Origin of the sequence: Enterobacter hormaechei ATCC 49162, from assembly GCF_001875655.1 — a bacterium.
Lineage (GTDB): Bacteria > Pseudomonadota > Gammaproteobacteria > Enterobacterales > Enterobacteriaceae > Enterobacter > Enterobacter hormaechei.
The window spans coordinates 2139219-2158632 of record NZ_MKEQ01000001.1 but is presented as its reverse complement, the minus strand read 5'-3'; the positions used below and the strand labels follow the sequence as shown (position 1 = coordinate 2158632).

The 19414-nt window shown below is 54.5% G+C and carries 14 protein-coding genes; 7 read left to right on the top strand and 7 right to left on the bottom strand.

From position 1 onward, the window contains the following. The first annotated feature begins 319 nt into the window (after positions 1-319). The 3 genes from carA (at position 320) to BH712_RS10820 (ending at position 5127) form a co-directional block, all read left to right on the top strand. Complete coding sequence (gene carA / locus BH712_RS10830; protein ID WP_032673656.1) at positions 320-1468, top strand: glutamine-hydrolyzing carbamoyl-phosphate synthase small subunit; 1149 nt, start codon at positions 320-322, stop codon at positions 1466-1468. Positions 1469-1486: 18 nt separating this feature from the next. Continuing rightward, on the top strand, positions 1487-4711 hold the full coding sequence (gene carB, locus BH712_RS10825; protein WP_006810149.1) for a carbamoyl-phosphate synthase large subunit: 3225 nt from the start codon (positions 1487-1489) through the stop codon (positions 4709-4711). Positions 4712-4893: 182 nt separating this feature from the next. Beyond that, a complete protein-coding gene (locus BH712_RS10820) occupies positions 4894-5127 on the top strand; it encodes a YgdI/YgdR family lipoprotein (protein WP_003856439.1) in 234 nt (77 codons plus the stop codon). 49 nt (positions 5128-5176) lie between these two features. Here the strand turns inward: BH712_RS10820 and BH712_RS10815 are convergent, their stop codons facing one another. Beyond that, positions 5177-8203 (bottom strand): autotransporter family protein, encoded by a 3027-nt coding sequence (locus BH712_RS10815; protein WP_174269502.1) that lies wholly within the window; start codon positions 8201-8203, stop codon positions 5177-5179. A 375-nt stretch (positions 8204-8578) separates the two neighbouring features. Here BH712_RS10815 and kefF point away from each other — a divergent pair, with 375 nt between their 5' ends. The 3 genes from kefF (at position 8579) to folA (ending at position 11561) form a co-directional block, all read left to right on the top strand. Continuing rightward, positions 8579-9109, top strand: a complete 531-nt coding sequence (gene kefF, locus BH712_RS10810) for a glutathione-regulated potassium-efflux system oxidoreductase KefF (RefSeq protein ID WP_006810147.1) — start codon at positions 8579-8581, stop codon at positions 9107-9109. Then, positions 9102-10967: a glutathione-regulated potassium-efflux system protein KefC gene (gene kefC / locus BH712_RS10805; RefSeq protein WP_006810146.1), complete on the top strand. Its 1866-nt coding sequence runs from the start codon at positions 9102-9104 to the stop codon at positions 10965-10967. Before kefF ends, kefC begins: the two co-directional genes overlap by 8 nt. Before the next feature lie 114 nt (positions 10968-11081). Beyond that, positions 11082-11561: a type 3 dihydrofolate reductase gene (folA, locus tag BH712_RS10795; RefSeq protein ID WP_006810145.1), complete on the top strand. Its 480-nt coding sequence runs from the start codon at positions 11082-11084 to the stop codon at positions 11559-11561. A 39-nt stretch (positions 11562-11600) separates the two neighbouring features. Here the strand turns inward: folA and apaH are convergent, their stop codons facing one another. The 6 genes from apaH to lptD are packed head-to-tail and all read right to left on the bottom strand — an operon-like array spanning position 11601 to position 18330. Beyond that, positions 11601-12449 (bottom strand): bis(5'-nucleosyl)-tetraphosphatase (symmetrical) ApaH, encoded by an 849-nt coding sequence (gene apaH, locus BH712_RS10790; RefSeq protein WP_006810144.1) that lies wholly within the window; start codon positions 12447-12449, stop codon positions 11601-11603. 4 nt (positions 12450-12453) lie between these two features. Then, positions 12454-12831, bottom strand: coding sequence for a Co2+/Mg2+ efflux protein ApaG (apaG, locus tag BH712_RS10785; protein ID WP_003856425.1), 378 nt, complete (start codon positions 12829-12831; stop codon positions 12454-12456). Positions 12832-12834: 3 nt separating this feature from the next. Continuing rightward, entirely contained in the window at positions 12835-13656 is an 822-nt protein-coding gene (gene rsmA / locus BH712_RS10780) for a 16S rRNA (adenine(1518)-N(6)/adenine(1519)-N(6))-dimethyltransferase RsmA (RefSeq protein WP_006810143.1), read from the bottom strand. Further along, positions 13653-14639 (bottom strand): 4-hydroxythreonine-4-phosphate dehydrogenase PdxA, encoded by a 987-nt coding sequence (pdxA, locus tag BH712_RS10775; protein ID WP_006810142.1) that lies wholly within the window; start codon positions 14637-14639, stop codon positions 13653-13655. The genes rsmA and pdxA overlap by 4 nt, the downstream gene beginning before the upstream one ends. After that, complete coding sequence (gene surA / locus BH712_RS10770; protein WP_006810141.1) at positions 14639-15925, bottom strand: peptidylprolyl isomerase SurA; 1287 nt, start codon at positions 15923-15925, stop codon at positions 14639-14641. Before surA ends, pdxA begins: the two co-directional genes overlap by 1 nt. Before the next feature lie 53 nt (positions 15926-15978). Continuing rightward, the gene (gene lptD / locus BH712_RS10765; protein WP_006810140.1) at positions 15979-18330 is read right to left on the bottom strand and encodes an LPS assembly protein LptD; all 2352 of its coding nucleotides are present in this window, start codon (positions 18328-18330) and stop codon (positions 15979-15981) included. 239 nt (positions 18331-18569) lie between these two features. On the opposite strand from lptD, the gene djlA reads away from it, so the two are divergent. Next, a complete protein-coding gene (gene djlA / locus BH712_RS10760; RefSeq protein ID WP_006810139.1) occupies positions 18570-19385 on the top strand; it encodes a co-chaperone DjlA in 816 nt (271 codons plus the stop codon). Positions 19386-19414 lie beyond the last annotated feature (29 nt).

The following is a 19414-nucleotide window of genomic DNA, read 5'->3' as shown; positions in this document are numbered from 1 at the left end:
CTGTTTTGTGTTGCTGGATTGTAAATTTTGACCGTTTGGTCCACTTTTTATTCCCGTTCGACGCTCATTTCTATTAAACTGGGCACGCAAGCGGTTTTCACGGTGATTTAGATGATCTTTTTGCCGCTTAATTCGAAATCCAGCCGCCAGGCTTGCAAAAGAATAAACAAAATATCCGTTTTAAGTTGACTTTTACCGGGCAAATCCCCAGAATGCCGCCGTTTGCCAAAAATCCGCTGGCAACACATTTGCATTGATCCATGACATGGTTATGAATTAATATGCAAATAAAGTGAGTGAATATTCTCTGGAGGGTGTTTTGATTAAGTCAGCGCTATTGGTTCTGGAAGACGGAACCCAGTTTATCGGTCGGGCCATAGGGGCAACGGGTTCGGCGGTTGGGGAAGTCGTTTTCAATACTTCAATGACCGGTTATCAAGAAATCCTCACTGATCCTTCCTATTCTCGCCAAATCGTTACTCTTACTTATCCTCATATCGGCAATGTCGGCACCAATGCGGCTGACGAAGAATCCTCTCAGGTACATGCGCAAGGCCTGGTCATTCGCGACCTGCCGCTGATTGCCAGCAACTTCCGCAACACCGAAGACCTCTCTTCTTACCTGAAGCGCCATAACATTGTGGCGATTGCCGATATCGATACGCGTAAGCTGACGCGTCTGCTGCGCGAGAAAGGGGCACAAAACGGCTGCATCATCGCAGGGGATAACCTTGATGCAACGCTGGCGCTGGAAAAAGCGAAAGCCTTCTTGGGCCTGAACGGTATGGACCTGGCGAAGGAAGTGACCACCGCTGAAGCCTACAGCTGGACGCAGGGAAGCTGGACGCTGGAAGGCGACCTGCCGGAAGCGAAACCAGAGAGCGAGCTGCCATTCCACGTGGTGGCCTACGATTTTGGCGCCAAGCGCAACATCCTGCGTATGCTGGTTGACCGCGGCTGCCGCCTGACAGTTGTTCCGGCACAAACGTCTGCGGAAGATGTTCTGAAAATGAATCCAGACGGTATCTTCCTTTCTAACGGTCCTGGCGACCCGGCGCCGTGCGATTACGCTATCGACGCCATCAAGTCCTTCCTCGAAACCGATATCCCGGTATTCGGCATCTGTCTCGGCCATCAGCTGCTGGCGCTGGCGAGCGGGGCGAACACCGTCAAGATGAAGTTCGGCCACCACGGTGGTAACCACCCGGTGAAAGACATCGATAACAACACGGTGATGATCACCGCGCAGAACCACGGTTTCGCTGTGGATGAAGCGACAATGCCAGCTAACCTGCGCGTGACGCACAAATCACTGTTCGACGGCACCTTGCAGGGTATCCATCGCACCGATAAGCCTGCGTTCAGCTTCCAGGGCCACCCTGAAGCCAGCCCCGGCCCACACGACGCCGCGCCGCTGTTCGATCACTTCATCGAACTTATCGAGCAATACCGTAAGACCGCTAAATAATCAGGAGCTGAGAAAACCATGCCAAAACGTACAGACATAAAAAGCATCCTGATCCTTGGCGCTGGCCCGATTGTCATCGGCCAGGCCTGTGAATTTGACTATTCCGGCGCGCAGGCATGTAAAGCCCTGCGTGAAGAGGGTTACCGCGTCATCCTGGTCAACTCAAACCCGGCAACCATCATGACCGACCCGGAAATGGCTGATGCGACCTACATCGAGCCGATTCACTGGGAAGTGGTACGCAAAATTATCGAGAAAGAGCGCCCGGACGCGGTCCTGCCAACCATGGGCGGCCAGACGGCGCTGAACTGTGCGCTGGAGCTGGAGCGTCAGGGCGTGCTGGAAGAGTTCGGCGTAACCATGATTGGTGCCACCGCCGACGCGATTGATAAAGCAGAAGACCGTCGCCGCTTCGACGTGGCAATGAAAAAAATCGGCCTCGACACCGCACGTTCCGGTATTGCGCACAATATGGAAGAAGCGCTGGCCGTTGCGGCTGACGTGGGCTATCCGTGCATCATCCGTCCATCGTTCACCATGGGCGGCACCGGCGGCGGCATTGCCTACAACCGCGAAGAGTTTGAAGAAATTTGCGAGCGTGGCCTGGATCTCTCCCCAACCAAAGAGCTGCTGATTGATGAATCGCTGATTGGCTGGAAAGAGTACGAGATGGAAGTGGTGCGTGATAAGAACGACAACTGCATCATCGTCTGCTCCATCGAAAACTTCGATGCGATGGGGATCCACACCGGCGACTCCATCACCGTTGCGCCAGCGCAAACGCTGACCGACAAAGAGTATCAAATCATGCGTAACGCCTCGATGGCGGTACTGCGTGAAATCGGCGTGGAAACCGGCGGCTCTAACGTGCAGTTCTCGGTGAACCCGAAAACCGGTCGTCTGATTGTTATCGAAATGAACCCGCGCGTGTCCCGCTCCTCCGCGCTGGCCTCCAAAGCCACCGGCTTCCCGATTGCGAAAGTGGCGGCGAAACTGGCGGTGGGTTACACCCTTGACGAGCTGATGAACGACATTACCGGTGGCCGCACGCCAGCGTCCTTCGAACCGTCCATCGACTACGTTGTGACCAAAATTCCACGCTTCAACTTCGAAAAATTCGCTGGCGCCAACGACCGCCTGACGACCCAGATGAAATCTGTTGGTGAAGTCATGGCGATTGGCCGCACGCAGCAGGAATCCCTGCAAAAAGCGCTGCGCGGCCTGGAAGTGGGCGCGACCGGCTTTGACCCGAAAGTCAGCCTGGACGACCCGGAAGCACTGACCAAAATCCGCCGTGAGCTGAAAGACGCGGGCGCAGAGCGTATCTGGTACATCGCCGATGCCTTCCGCGCGGGCCTCTCCGTCGACGGCGTATTTAATCTGACTAACATCGACCGCTGGTTCCTGGTGCAGATTGAAGAGCTGGTGCGCCTGGAAGAGAAAGTGGCGGAGCTGGGCATCAACGGCCTGGACGCAGACTTCCTGCGAGTGCTGAAGCGTAAAGGCTTTGCCGATGCGCGTCTGGCTAAACTGGCGGGCGTGCGTGAAGCGGAGATCCGCAAGCTGCGCGACCAGTATGACCTGCACCCGGTTTACAAGCGCGTCGACACCTGTGCGGCAGAGTTCTCTACCGACACCGCGTACATGTACTCCACCTATGAAGACGAGTGCGAAGCGAACCCGTCCGTCGACCGCGACAAGATTATGGTGCTGGGCGGCGGTCCAAACCGTATCGGCCAGGGCATCGAGTTCGACTACTGTTGCGTGCACGCCTCGCTGGCGCTGCGCGAAGACGGTTACGAGACCATCATGGTCAACTGTAACCCGGAAACGGTTTCTACCGACTACGACACCTCCGACCGCCTCTACTTCGAGCCGGTTACGCTGGAAGACGTGCTGGAAATTGTGCGCATCGAGAAGCCAAAAGGCGTGATCGTGCAGTACGGCGGCCAGACTCCGCTGAAGCTGGCGCGCGCGCTGGAAGCCGCAGGCGTGCCGGTCATCGGCACCAGCCCGGATGCGATTGACCGTGCGGAAGACCGCGAGCGTTTCCAGCAGGCGGTTGACCGTCTCAAGCTGAAACAGCCAGCGAACGCCACCGTGACCGCGATTGAAATGGCCGTTGAGAAAGCGAAAGAGATTGGCTACCCGCTGGTGGTGCGTCCATCCTACGTCCTGGGCGGCCGCGCGATGGAAATCGTCTACGACGAAGCCGACCTGCGTCGCTACTTCCAGACGGCAGTGAGCGTTTCCAACGATGCGCCAGTGCTGCTCGACCGCTTCCTCGACGACGCGGTGGAAGTGGACGTGGACGCCATCTGCGACGGCGAAATGGTGCTGATTGGCGGCATCATGGAGCACATCGAGCAGGCGGGCGTGCACTCCGGTGACTCCGCCTGTTCTCTGCCAGCGTACACCCTGAGCCAGGAGATTCAGGACGTGATGCGCCAGCAGGTGCAGAAGCTGGCCTTTGAGTTGCAGGTTCGTGGCCTGATGAACGTTCAGTTCGCGGTAAAAGACAACGAAGTCTATCTGATTGAAGTCAACCCGCGTGCAGCGCGTACCGTACCGTTCGTCTCTAAAGCGACCGGTATTCCGCTGGCGAAAGTGGCGGCGCGCGTGATGGCAGGCCAGACGCTGGCTCAGCAGGGCGTGACCAAAGAAATCATCCCGCCGTACTACTCGGTGAAAGAGGTGGTGCTGCCGTTCAACAAATTCCCGGGCGTTGACCCGCTGTTAGGGCCAGAGATGCGCTCTACCGGGGAAGTGATGGGCGTGGGCCGTACCTTCGCAGAAGCGTTTGCGAAAGCACAGCTGGGCAGTAACTCCACCATGAAGAAATCGGGTCGTGCGCTGCTCTCCGTTCGCGAAGGCGATAAAGAGCGCGTCGTTGACCTGGCCGCCAAGCTGCTGAAGCAGGGCTTCGAGCTGGACGCCACTCACGGTACGGCGATTGTGCTGGGTGAAGCGGGCATTAATCCGCGTCTGGTGAACAAAGTGCATGAAGGTCGTCCGCACATTCAGGATCGCATTAAGAATGGCGAGTACACCTACATCATTAACACCACCGCAGGTCGCCAGGCGATTGAAGACTCCAAGCTGATTCGCCGCAGCGCGCTCCAGTACAAAGTGCACTATGACACCACCCTGAACGGCGGTTTCGCGACAGCCATGGCGCTGAATGCGGATGCCACTGAGAAGGTGATTTCGGTGCAGGAAATGCACGCTCAGATTAGTAAGTAATCTGCACAGGCCCGGCAAGCGTTAGCGCCGCCGGGCAAATGGCGGGTGGCGCTTCGCTTACCCGCCCTGTGATTTTCTTTATCCATCTTAAGAACCTTCTGGTTTTTCATCCGCTTTCAGTCAGTTAGCCTAAAATAGTCAGGTCGATAACGAAAATTCAACTGAGAGCAGGGGAAAACACCATGCAAAATAAACTACTGATCGCTTCCGTTCTGGCTGCCACTGCAATGTTCACCGTGGCGGGCTGTTCGTCTAATCAGGCCGTAAAAACCACCGATGGCAAAACCATCGTGACTGACGGGAAACCGCAGGTGGATGACGATACCGGTCTGGTATCCTATAAAAACGCCGAAACCGGACAAACCGAGCAGATTAACCGTGACCAGGTTAAATCAATGGGTGAACTGGATAATTAAAAAAAAAGCAGTGGCAAATGCCACTGCTTTTTTGCGTTATGCAGTCAGATTACCAGCGGTGGTTTAACAAAATATGACCGCCGTAAGCGGCATAGCTGTTCTCACCCCATTCGCCGCTGGCGCGCAGGGAGATCGTTGTGGTCTCGTTCAGGTTGCCGGTGACGCCCAGCTCTAACTGACCACGATCTTCCGGCGTGTCGTTGCTGACGGTCTCGTCGTTAAAGGCCAGATCGTTTTGACCTGCACCTTTCAGCCAGTTAACCGCAACATACGGCTGCCAGGCCGTGACGTCATTCTGCTGGAAGTAGCTGGATTTCACGCCCAGACGTCCGAAGACGCTGTCATTATCCAGCGTGGTCACACGAACGCCGTCGCGATCGGTGTGGTTCTCCTGATCGAGATAGCTGTAGATCACCTGTGCCTGTGGCTCGATCTTCCAGGTACGTTCGTTTTCAGACTTGATAACCCACGCATGACCGACTTCAACAGACGCGGCGAAACCTTCGCTATCGTAGTCTTCATCGTTGCGGTTGCTGGTCACTTTGTTGTTGTACCAGCTATAAGCGGCCCAGGTATCAATGTAGCTGCCAAGACGTAATTTCTGATCTTCCTGCCAGGTGGCGTACAGCCCAACATTGAAGCCATCCACTTTACCCTGTGCATCACGCACGTTGTGCTTCGCATCAGAGTGGGTTTTCGCCTGGCCTGCACCGAACATACCACCGGCACGCAGGATACCGTTGTCCATTGGCTTGCTCATGAAATCACTGCCGACTTGCAGGACGGTGGTGGTGGTGTCATAGCTGACTTTATCGCCACCGGCATCGTTCTCGTGATAGCGACCCTTAACGTACATCCAGGTGTTCAGATCCTCTTCATTGCGGAAGGTGATCTGGTCACGGTCGTCACGCTTATGCAGGAACATGCTCTGCGCTGCGAGGTAGTTACCTAAGTAAGCGCCGACTTCTGGTGCCATGACTTCTGGCGCGTTGTTTCCACCGTTGTCGGTATTGCCGCCGTTGTCGGTGTTACCGCCGTTGTCGGTGTTACCGCCGTTGTCGGTGTCGCCGCCATTGTCGGTGTTGCCGCCGTTGTCGGTGTTGCCGCCGTTGTCGGTGTTGCCGCCGTTGTCGGTGTTGCCGCCGTTATCGGTGTTGCCGCCGTTGTCGGTGTCGCCGCCGTTGTCGGTATTGCCGCCGTTGTCGGTGTTGCCGCCGTTGTCGGTGTTACCGCCGTTGTCGGTGTTGTCACCGCCGTCAGTGTTATCGCCGTCGGTGTCGTCGGTAGGTTCATCAGAAGGTGTTGCCTTTGATTCCAGATACCAGTTGCCGTCGTCGTGCTGATAAAGATTGTATTCATAAGCGCCAGCAACAACGGGTGCAGCCAGCGTCAGCTGGGCTTCGGAACTGCCACCTACGTTTACAATTTCCATTCCGTTAATGGTTTGAGCGCCTGCACCGCCAATGTTGGAGATGCTTACGCCGGACTGACCAAAGCTGCTGCCGGTAATGGTGAGGTGGTCGGTTGGCGCATTATCTTCACCCAGGGTGCTGTTCATCACAATCTGGCTGCCGGCAGAACCGGTGTAGTCGCCGTTAATCGTAAAATTATTGCCAACGCTATTATCAGCCGCGGCGAGCAGCAGCGTGCCGCCGTTTGTCACGTTGCCATTCACGGTATCCACCCCGGCCCCGCGCAGCGTTGCGTTACCCTGAACCGCATTCCACGCTGCCAGCGTACCGCCGGTAAGAATAGCAACGTTGTTGTTCACTTCACCTGCGGTGGCAAAGGTCGCGCCGTTTTCAACGGTAACGGTGGCGTTACTGCCCTCGACACCAAGTTGCGCGCCGCTGGCGACCAGCGTGGTGCCGCCGTGCAGAACGGTATCCCCTGTGTAGCTATTATTGCCCGTCAGGGTCAGAGTGTTGGCGTCTACTTTTTCGACGTTACCGCTACCGGTCATATCGGTGGCAAACGTGAAATCACTGCCCTGATTAAAAATGACGGTACCGTTGTTAGTCAGTCCACCGCTGAGCGTTGCGGTTTTTTCGCCATCACCCAGTTGCAGAGAGGCATCTTTGGCAACGCGTGTATTACCGGTGTTGGATACCGCACCCGACAGGGTTAATGCGCCGGTCTCTACCAGTAAGGAATCGCCAGAGCCAATAATGTCGAGATCGCCCGACAGCGCCCAGCTTTCGCCGTTCATTGTGACGCTGGCAAAGCCGTCGCCTTCATTCAGGCCAACAAAGTTACTGTCTTCTGTGCCGGTGCCGATCAGAGAGAGATTGTTTCCCGTGGAATTGGTGGAAATAACGTCACCGACAAGGACGGAACCCGTATCAAGCACCAGGGCGTTATTTTTATTACTGGCAAACATAATAGCGGCTGTATCGCCACTAATCGTTCCGCTATTCTTGATATCCAATTTTGCAGTATCTTTTACATTGATACCGTTCTCGGTTCCCTGCACAAGGGCACTGTTAGTAAGCTTGGTGTTGCCATGAGTTGCCATAATAGCATCACCATTTGTACCTATAATTGCGCCACTGTTATTAATGCCAATGCCAACGTGAGTACTTAGACCCGTTTTTCCTTTTATTATTCCAGTGCTGGTATTGATAATGGTTACTGCGGAAGAGTTTTCGCTGACAGCTATGCCATTTTCCGCGCCGATAATATTTCCACTGTTAGTAAAATTACCGAGCATTGACTGAATATTAACAGCATTTGCGGTGGTGGAGGAAATGGTTGCACCGATGCCATTATTAATTACCATGCTCTGATCACCAGTATTAATATCCAGGCCATTTCCCGCGCCAGAAATATTGCCATTATTAGTGGCGTTGGTGGTAGTAAATCCAGAGACAGATACCGCCGCTTCACTATCTGCGGAAGATATCGTGACATCTTGATTTATAACATATTCAGTATCGGTGGAGAAATTTTGAGGGACAGATGTTGATTGGTCAATGGTGGCAGAAAATGCAACTACTGGCGTACATATTAACAAGGCAGGAAATATCTTTCCCAGAGTTTTAGTTGTATTGTTTAAATTAAAGCGTTTATTGCTCATGTACACATCCATTTGAGTGAGAAGGGAACATCAAGTTAACGTGTATGAAAACGTATATTGATCGCGTAAAAAGGTGAACTCAAAAAAAGAGCATAAAATTATTATTTTTTCAAGGGGTTATGTACAGGTTAATTTATTACATAATGACTTAAGATATTCTAAAAACATCCGTTAATAATATGTTTGAGTATGACTGCTTTATAATATGAATTCATTACACACCTCGCTCGCTTTCTTGAGCCGCGGTAACGTGGGCACGGTTGAGAAGATTGCCAATACTTGCGTTTTACCTGACGGCCTTAGTTAGTCCCTTTCAGTCGGGGTGGTAACTGTCTACACTCATTGCTACAAGAAAAGTAAAAGACAGGCATATTCATGGTTCTGATAATTTATGCGCACCCCTATCCGCAGCACTCGCATGCCAATAAGCGGATGCTTGAGCAGGCAAGGACGCTTGAAAACGTAGAGATACGTTCCCTCTATCAACGCTATCCAGACTTTAATATCGATGTCGCTGCTGAACAGGAGGCGCTCTCCCGTGCCGACCTGATCGTCTGGCAGCATCCAATGCAGTGGTACAGCACCCCTCCGCTGCTGAAACTGTGGATCGACAAAGTTTTCTCCCACGGTTGGGCATACGGACACGGCGGCAACGCGCTACAGGGCAAAAGCCTGATGTGGGCCGTAACCACCGGCGGGGGGGAAAGCCACTTTGATATTGGTGCTTTCCCCGGCTTTGAGGTGCTGGCGCAACCGCTACAGGCGACGGCCCTTTACTGTGGTCTGAACTGGCTTCCGCCTTTTGCGATGCACTGTACCTTTGTCTGTGACGATGAAACCTTGCAGGCGCAGGCTCGTCACTACAAACAACGCTTGCTTGAGTGGCAGGAGGCCCACAATGGATAGCCATACGCTGATACAGGCGCTGATTTACCTCGGCGCGGCGGCATTAATTGTGCCCGTGGCGGTTCGCCTGGGGCTTGGCTCGGTGCTCGGCTATCTGATTGCCGGATGTGTCATTGGCCCCTGGGGCTTTCGGCTGGTGACGGATGCCGAGTCGATCCTGCATTTTGCAGAAATCGGCGTGGTGCTGATGCTGTTCGTGATTGGCCTGGAGCTGGATCCGCAGCGGCTGTGGAAACTGCGCGCCTCGGTGTTTGGCGGAGGCGCTCTGCAAATGCTGGCCTGCGGTTTGCTGCTCGGCGGATTCTGTATCCTGCTCGGAATGGAGTGGAAAGTCGCGGCGCTGATTGGCATGACGCTGGCGCTCTCCTCGACGGCGATAGCCATGCAGGCAATGAACGAGCGTAACCTGACGGTGTCGCAAATGGGGCGTAGCACCTTCTCCGTGCTGTTGTTCCAGGATATTGCCGCGATCCCGCTGGTGGCGATGATCCCGCTGCTGGCAACCAGCGGCGCATCTACGACGCTGGGGGCATTTGCATTATCGGCGCTGAAGGTGGTCGGTGCGCTGGCGCTGGTTGTTCTGCTGGGTCGTTACGTAACGCGTCCGCTGCTGCGCTTTGTTGCTCGCTCTGGCCTGCGCGAAGTCTTCAGCGCCGTTGCGTTATTCCTGGTGTTTGGTTTTGGATTGTTGCTGGAAGAGGCCGGGCTGTCGATGGCAATGGGCGCCTTCCTTGCCGGGGTCTTGCTGGCAAGCTCCGAATACCGTCACGCGCTGGAAAGCGATATCGAACCGTTTAAAGGATTGCTGCTGGGGCTGTTTTTCATCGGCGTCGGGATGTCTGTCGACTTCGGGACGCTGGTAACCCATCCGCTGCGCATCATCATTCTGCTGGTGGGCTTCCTGGTCATTAAAATGGCGATGCTGTGGCTGATTGCCCGCCCGTTAAATGTGCCAAAACCGCAGCGCCGCTGGTTTGCCGTGCTGCTGGGGCAGGGGAGTGAGTTTGCTTTCGTGGTCTTTGGCGCTGCGCAAATGGCAAATGTACTCGATCCCGAATGGGCAAAAGCCCTGACGCTGGCGGTCGCGCTGTCGATGGCCGCAACGCCGATCCTGCTGGTGCTGCTGACGCGCCTGGAAAAAGCAGGAAGCGAACAGGAGCGAGAAGCCGATGAGATCGACGAGGAGCAACCGCGCGTGATCATCGCCGGATTTGGCCGCTTCGGGCAGATCACCGGCCGTTTACTGCTCTCCAGCGGTGTGAAAATGGTTATCCTCGATCACGATCCTGACCATGTCGATACGCTGCGTAAATTCGATATGAAGGTGTTTTACGGCGATGCGACCCGGGTTGACCTGCTGGAATCCGCCGGAGCGGCGAAGGCCGAGGTGCTGATTAACGCCATCGACGATCCTGAGACCAGCATGCAGATGGTTGAGCTGGTCAAAGAACACTTTCCGCATTTGACCATTATTTCCCGCGCGCGCGATGTCGATCATTACATCCAGCTGCGTCAGGCTGGAGTGGCAGCGCCTGAACGTGAAACCTTTGAAGGTGCGCTCAAATCTGGCCGCATGGCGCTGGAAAGCCTCGGGCTTGGCGCGTATGAAGCGCGTGAGCGTGCAGATCTTTTCCGCCGTTTTAATCATGAGATGGTGGAGGAGATGGTGGCGATGGCGAGCAGTACGGCAACCGAACGCGCAGCGGTGTTTAAACGCACCAGTACCATGCTGACGGAGATCATCAATGAGGATCGTAATCACCTGTCGCTGGTTCAGCGCCATGGCTGGCAAGGAACGGAAGAGGGCAAGCATACCGGTGATCCTGCGGATGAACCGCAGAGTAACCCTTCTGCGTGAAGTGGAGTTGCCAGCAATATTAAAAAATTTCTAATTCTTTACCCTGCCGCCAGTCGACGAAAGATTAAGCTTTCCGTATAGTGGCGGCAATTTTTTGCATCCGGGAAATTTTCAATGATCAGTCTGATTGCAGCGCTGGCGGTAGACCGCGTTATCGGCATGGAAAACGCCATGCCGTGGAACCTGCCTGCCGATCTCGCATGGTTTAAACGTACTACGTTAAACAAGCCGGTAGTGATGGGCCGCCTGACCTGGGAGTCGATTGGTCGTCCATTGCCGGGTCGTAAGAATATTGTGATCAGTAGCCAGCCGGGCACTGACGATCGCGTTCAATGGGTTAAGTCCGTTGATGAAGCAATTGCCGCCTGCGGCGATGCCGAAGAGATCATGGTGATCGGCGGTGGTCGTGTGTATGAGCAGTTCTTGCCAAAAGCGCAGAAACTGTATCTGACGCACATTGATGCGGAAGTGGAAGGGGATACCCATTTCCCGGATTACGATCCGGACGAGTGGGAGTCCGTATTCAGTGAATTTCACGATGCGGATACGCAGAACTCACACAGCTACTGCTTCGAAATTCTGGAACGTCGTTAACGGTTTTATCCTCTCCCCAAAGGGAGAGGATAAACATCCTCAGGAGGCGACCGCCTCACCCTCACCTAAGTCCAGCTGTCGGTTGGATGGCTGCACAAAGTAAGTTTTATCTTCCCAGCGCAGGCAGGTTAAATCCCCGCCCCAGCAGCATCCGGTATCCAGCGCATAGATATTTTCCGGGGTGCCTTTTCCTTCCAGCGATGCCCAGTGTCCAAAGACCACGCTGTAGTCGTTTGTCACGGGGCCCGGAATCGCAAACCACGGCTTAAGCGGCGCAGGTGCATTTTCCGGCGTATCTTTGCAATACATATCCAGCTGCCCGTTCGGGAAGCAGTAGCGCATCCGTGTAAAGGCATTGGTGATAAAACGCAGTCGCGCCAGGCCGCTGAGGTCATCACTCCAGTTGTTCGGCATGTCGCCGTACATCGCATCAAGGAAGAACGGATAGGAGTCGCTCGCCAGCACCGCTTCCGCGTCGCGCGCGCAGGTTTTTGCCGTCTCAAGATCCCACTGGGGCGTGATGCCTGCATGGGCCATCACCAGCTTTTTCTCTTCGTCAATCTGGAGCAGCGGCTGGCGACGCAGCCAGTTGAGCAACTCATCGGCATCCGGTGCTTCAAGCAGGGGAGTAATGCGGTCTTTCGGCTTATTACGGCTGATCCCGGCGTATACGGCCAGCAGATGCAGATCGTGGTTGCCCAGCACCATGCGCACGCTGTCACCCAGCGATTTGACATAGCGGAGGACGTCCAGGGAACCGGGACCGCGCGCCACTAAGTCGCCCGTCAGCCAGAGCGTGTCCTGCCCGGGGGTGAAGTCGACCTGTTTTAATAATGCGATCAGTTCATCGTAGCAACCGTGAACGTCGCCAATCAGATATGTAGACATTAGATTAATGAATAAGTGTAGGTACGGCGAGACGGAACACAGGAATAGCAATGCGGAAGGCATTACCGTCGGCGTCGACCATTTCGTAATGGCCTTGCATGGTACCCAGCGGCGTTTCAATTACCGCACCGCTGGTGTACTGATACTCTTCGCCAGGGGCGATATGGGGTTGTTCACCGACCACACCTTCACCCTGGACTTCAATTTCACGGCCGTTGCCGTTGGTGATAAGCCAGTAGCGCCCGAGCAGTTGCACAGGCATCCGCCCCAGATTGCGAATGGTTACGGTATAAGCAAAGACAAAACGTTCTTCATCCGGTGTGGATTGGGACTCAATGTAGACGCTTTGAACCTGAACACAGACGCGGGGCGAATCAATCATGGCTTAGCTCTCCTTCGGCGGCGCATTGGCGCTGATGTAATTAGCCAGCTTGCAGTACTGCTCTACGGAAATATTTTCCGCACGCATTGCCGGGTCGATGCCCAACTCAGCTAACACGTCAACGGTAAACAGATTGCCAAGGCTGTTACGAATCGTTTTACGGCGCTGGTTAAAGGCTTCTGTCGTAATACGGCTCAGCACGCGCAGATCTTTGACCGGGTACGGCATCGTTTTATGTGGCACGAGGCGGACAACCGCAGAATCAACTTTTGGCGGTGGCGTGAACGCGGAAGGCGGTACTTCTAATACCGGGATCACGTTGCAGTAATATTGCGCCATCACGCTTAAACGACCATACGCTTTACTGTTCGGCCCTGCAACCAGACGGTTAACGACCTCTTTTTGCAACATGAAGTGCATGTCGGCAATGGCATCAGTATAGCTAAACAGATGGAACATCAGCGGGGTGGAGATGTTGTACGGCAGGTTACCGAACACGCGCAGCGGCTGTCCCATTTTTTCTGACAGTTCGCCAAAGTTCATGGTCATCGCATCCTGCTGATAAATCGTCAGCTTCGGCCCGAGGAACGGGTGCGTTTGCAGACGCGCGGCCAGATCGCGGTCGAGTTCGATAACGGTCAGTTCGTCAAGGCGTTCGCCAACCGGCTCGGTCAGCGCGGCAAGACCCGGGCCGATTTCGACCATGGCCTGGCCTTTCTGCGGATTAATGGCAGAAACGATACTGTCGATCACAAACTGATCGTTGAGGAAGTTTTGCCCGAAGCGTTTACGGGCTAAGTGGCCCTGATGGACTCGATTAGTCATTGAGTATTAACTATCATTTTGATGGCGAGATTAAGCGCCGTAATAAAACTGCCGACATCCGCTTTTCCCTGGCCTGCCAGATCCAGCGCAGTACCGTGGTCAACGGACGTTCGAATAAAGGGTAAACCGAGGGTGATATTCACCCCGCGGCCAAATCCCTGGTATTTTAGCACGGGCAGGCCCTGATCGTGGTACATCGCGAGCACAGCGTCAGCATTATCCAGGTATTTGGGCTGGAAAAGGGTGTCGGCAGGCAGAGGCCCGCTGAGGTGCATCCCTTTCGCCCGCATTTCTTCCAGCACCGGAATGATGGTGTCGATCTCTTCGGTGCCCATATGTCCGCCTTCGCCCGCATGCGGATTCAGACCACAGACCAGAACGTGCGGCTGCGGAATGCCGAACTTGGTTTGCAGATCGTGATGCAAAATGCCAATGATCTCACGCAGGAGGTCAGGCGTAATCGCATCAGGAATGGCTTTGATCGGCAGGTGCGTAGTTACCAGCGCAACGCGCATCGCTTCGGTTGCCAGCATCATCACCACTTTCGGGCTGTGCGAACGCTCTTCGAAAAATTCGGTATGCCCGGTAAACGGAATGCCCGCGTCGTTGATTACGCCTTTATGCACCGGACCGGTGATCAGGGCAGCAAATTCGCCCTGAAGGCAACCGTCACAGGCGCGCGCCAGCGTCTCGACAACGTAGTGGCCGTTTTCGGTATGTAGCTCACCGGGGACAACAGGCGCACGGAGCGGGACAGAAAGCAGGGTGAGGGTGCCAGCCTGCTGCGGTGCAGGCTGCTGGCCTTCAACGTAAGGGAGGAGCGTTAAAGGCAGACCAAGCAAAGCAGCCCGGTCTTGTAACAGTGTTGCATCTGCGCAGACAACCAACTCTACCGGCCAGCTGCGCTGGGCGAGCTGAACCACAAGGTCAGGCCCAATCCCGGCGGGTTCGCCGGGAGTGATCACCACACGATGCGGTTTCATTAGTTGCTCAACACTTTCACGTAAGCACTGGCGCGTTGTTCCTGCATCCAGGTTGCGGCTTCTTCAGAGAACTTACGGTTAAACAGCATGCGATACGCGCGGTCTTTCTGCGCCGCGTCGGTTTTATCCACGTTGCGGGTGTCCATCAGCTGGATCAGGTGCCAGCCAAAGGAAGAGTGCACAGGCGCGCTCATCTGGCCTTTATTCAGCTTCATTAACGCATCGCGGAAAGCCGGATCGTAAATATCGGCTGCCGCCCAACCCAGGTCACCGCCCTGGTTAGCAGAGCCAGGGTCCTGAGAGAACTCTTTTGCCGCTTTATCAAAGGTGGTTTTACCGCTCTTGATGTCTGCGGCGATCTGTTCCAGTTTCGCACGGGCCTGATCGTCAGTCATGATCGGAGACGGTTTAAGCAGAATATGACGCGCATGCACTTCGGTAACCGAAATGTTCTGGCTCTGACCGCGCAGGTCGTTCACTTTCAGAATGTGGAAGCCCACACCGGAACGGATTGGACCGACGATGTCGCCTTTCTTCGCAGTGCTCAGCGCCTGGGCAAACAGAGAGGGCAGCTCCTGAATACGGCCCCAGCCCATCTGGCCGCCTTTCAGCGCCTGCTGGTCAGCGGAGTACGTGATAGCCAGTTTGCCGAAGTCATCGCCATTACGCGCCTGCTCAACGATAGCGCGTGCCTGGCTTTCCGCCGCAGCCGCCTGATCGGAGGTTGGGTTTTCCGGCAGAGGGATCAGGATGTGGCTCAGGTTCAGCTCAGTGCTGGCGTCATTCTGATTCCCCACCTGTTTTGCCAGGGCATCTACTTCCTGAGGCAGGATGGTGACGCGGCGACGGACTTCATTGTTACGCACTTCTGAAATCAGCATCTCTTTACGAATCTGATTACGGTAGGTGGCATAGCTGATGCCGTCATAGGCCAGGCGGCTACGCATCTGGTCCGGGGTAATGTTGTTCTGCTTTGCAATGTTGGCGATCGCCTGATCGAGCTGCTCGTCAGAGATCTTCACACCCATTTTCTGGCCCATTTGCAGGACAATCTGATCCATGATCAGACGTTCCAGGATCTGGTGGCGCAGCGTAGCGTCATCCGGAAGTTGCTGACCTGCTTGACCCGAGTTGAGCTTTACAGATTTCATCAAACCGTCAACGTCACTTTCAAGCACGACGCCGTTGTTAACCACAGCCGCGACTTTATCGACAACCTGTGGGGCCGCGAAGCTGGTATTCGCAACCATAGCGACACCGAGTAGCAGCGTTTTCCAGTTCTTCATACTTTTTCCATTTCAATTAACCGCAAAGCGGATTACGTTGTAAATCAAGCACATTACAATGAACTACGATACGGCAGAATGTTCGAGCGCAGCATCTGCTGCGTGCCCAGACCGTAGTTAGAACTCAGGCCGCGCAACTCGATATTAAAGCCAATCACGTTATCATATTTGCCCTGACTGTTTTGCGTATCCCAGCCGTTAAGTTTGCGTTCGTAACCGACACGTATTGCGTAACAGCAGGAGTTATATTGCAGACCCAGCATCTGGTCAGCAGGTTTTTGGGCATTCGTGTCATAGTAGTAGGCACCGACGACTGACCAACGATCGGCGATCGGCCAGCTCGCGGCGGTACCCACCTGTGAAATACCGTCTTTGTATTGGTCTGTATTCGCATAGTTTGGCAGCGTCGCCTGGATATACTCCGGGCTGGCGTAACGGTACGTCAACTGCAACATGCGGTCTTCATCACGACGATATTCGATGGCAGCACTGCCCGTCGCGATATTGTCCAGTCGTGTATCGTACTGAACACCACCGCGCAGACCCCAACGATCCGTCATGCGCCAGTAGGTGTCGCCCGCCCATACCAGTGAGCCCGTTTTGTTGTCTTTCTCCCAGTTAATGTCGTCATCACCGGTACGAGACTCGGTGAAATAGTAGATTTGACCAACAGAAACGTTAAAACGTTCAACGGCAGCATCATCATATACGCGCGTTGTGACGCCGGTCGTTAACTGGTTAGCAGACGCGATACGGTCAAGGCCGCCGTAGGTACGGTCACGGAACAGACCGCTATAGTCAGATTGCAGGAACGACGAGTCGTAGTTTTGAATTTTGCTCTGATCGCGATATGGCACGTACAGATACTGCATACGTGGCTCAAGCGTCTGGGTGTATCCATCCGCGAGAAGAGCCATATCACGTTCGAAGATCAGCTTCCCGTCCATTTTGAATTGCGGAAGCGTACGGTTTACCGATTCTTCAAGATCGGTGCCATAGCGTTTGTTATACCAGTCCAGATTCTTCTGCTGGTAGTGGGTGGCCATCACTTTGGCTTCGGTATTCAGGCTCGCCCAGTCGTTTGACCACGGCAGATTGATCGTCGGCTCGATATGCAGACGCGTTGATTCCGGCATATCCGAGTTGGTGTTGACGAAATGGACCGCCTGAGCGTAAACGCGCGTGTCGAAAGGCCCCACATCGTTCTGGTACCAGTTCACGTCCAGCTGCGGCTCGGCACCATAGGTACTACGCGATTGCGTATCAAACACCTGGAACTGCTTGGTCGACACCGTCGCGTCAAAGTTCTCAATGGCGTAGCCCACGCTGAATTTCTGCGTGGCGTAACCGTCGGTACTCGAACCGTATTTTGAGTCAAAGTCGTTGAAGTAATACGGATCGCTGACTTTGGTGTAGTCGATGTTGAAGCGCCACACCTGATCTAATACCCCGGCGTGCTTCCAGTAGTACATCCAGCGGTGCTTATCACCTTCGCTCGGATGCTCGTCCTGGAACACCTTATCTGATGGCAGATAATCAAACTCCATCAGACCCGCGCCCGCCTTGGTCAGATAGCGGAACTCGTTCTCCCACATGATGTTACCGCGCTTATGGATATAGTGCGGCGTGATCGTGGCGTCCATGTTGGGCGCAATGTTCCAGTAGTACGGCAGGTAGAACTCAAAGTAGTTCGACGTGCTGTACTTGGCGTTCGGGATCAGGAAACCTGAACGACGTTTGTCACCCACGGGAAGTTGCAGGTAAGGGCTATAGAAAATAGGCACTGGGCCAAGTTTAAAACGGGCGTTCCAGATCTCAGCAACCTGTTCTTCACGGTCATGGATCACTTCACTGCCCACAACGCTCCAGGTATTTGACCCTGGCAAACAGGAGGTAAACGTGCCGTTTTCAAGAATGGTGTAGCGGTTTTCGCCGCGCTGTTTCATCAGGTCTGCGGTACCGCGCCCCTGACGACCCACCATCTGGTAATCACCTTCCCAGACGTTGGTATCTTTGGTATTCAGATTCGACCAGGCTTTCGGACCTTTCAGGATGACCTGGTTGTCGTCATAGTGCACATTACCCAGCGCATCCACGGTACGGACAGGCGCCTGGGCACCTTCCGGTTGCTTCTGGTGCAATTGCACTTCGTCAGCCAGCAGGCGGCTGTTTCCCTGGTTAATATCGACATTGCCCGTAAAGGTCGCGTTGTCAGGATAATTACCTTTTGCGCTGTCGGCATTAATGGTGACGGGTAAGTCATTCGTATCGCCTTTCACCAGTGGGCGATTGTAACTTGGGACGCCAAGCATACACTGCGAGGCGAGATCGGCTGCGAGTCCCTGTTGGCTATACAGGGCGGTGCCAATCATTGTGGCCAGAAGGGTGGGGATACGTTTTTTCATACGTTGTATTTTATTGTTCCGTCATCAGTGGCTACGGCTTACAAACGCTCAGAGACTATCTTACTCATCAGCGCAGTACCAGCGTTAATCCTGCCCGTTTGCGCGCCAGAGTGTTAGGCTCGCTATCGAATGACGAGTATGATAATGCAAATTATAGGCGATGTCCCTCAATTGACCGTGGCGCGACCACTGTAATGATGGCGTTGCGTCGGCCAGGAACATGACCATTCGGGGAGTATATGCAGTATTGGGGTAAAATAATCGGCGTTGCGTTCGCAATTATTATGGGTGCCGGATTCTGGGGTGTCGTTCTTGGCCTCATTATCGGCCATATGTTTGACAAAGCACGCAGCCGCAAAATGGCCTGGTTTGCCAACCAGCGCGAGCGCCAGTCACTCTTTTTCTCCACCACCTTCGAGGTGATGGGGCATTTAACCAAATCAAAAGGGCGCGTAACGGAAGCCGATATTCAGGTTGCCAGCGTCTTTATGGATCGCATGAATTTGCACGGCGAATCCCGCATCGCGGCGCAGAATGCGTTTCGGATTGGCAAATCCGATCACTACCCGCTGCGTGAAAAAATGCGGCAGTTCCGTAGCATCTGTTTCGGGCGCTTTGATTTAATTCGGATGTTTCTGGAAATTCAAATCCAGGCTGCCTTCGCGGATGGTTCTCTGCATCCGAATGAACGGGACGTTCTGTATGTGATTGCCGAAGAGCTGGGCATTTCCCGCATGCAGTTCGACCAGTTCCTGCGCATGATGCAGGGTGGCGCGCACTTTGGCGGCGGTTATCAGCACCAATCCTCTGGCGGCGGCTGGCAGCAGGCGCAGCGTGGCCCTACGCTTGAAGATGCCTGTAACGTGCTTGGCGTGAAGCCCTCTGACGATGCCACGACCATCAAACGCGCCTATCGCAAACTGATGAGCGAGCACCATCCGGATAAGCTGGTGGCGAAAGGTCTGCCGCCAGAGATGATGGAGATGGCGAAACAGAAAGCGCAGGAAATCCAGAAAGCCTACGAGCTGATTAAAGAGCAGAAAGGTTTCAAATAAAAAAATGGCCCGACACTGTCGGGCCATTT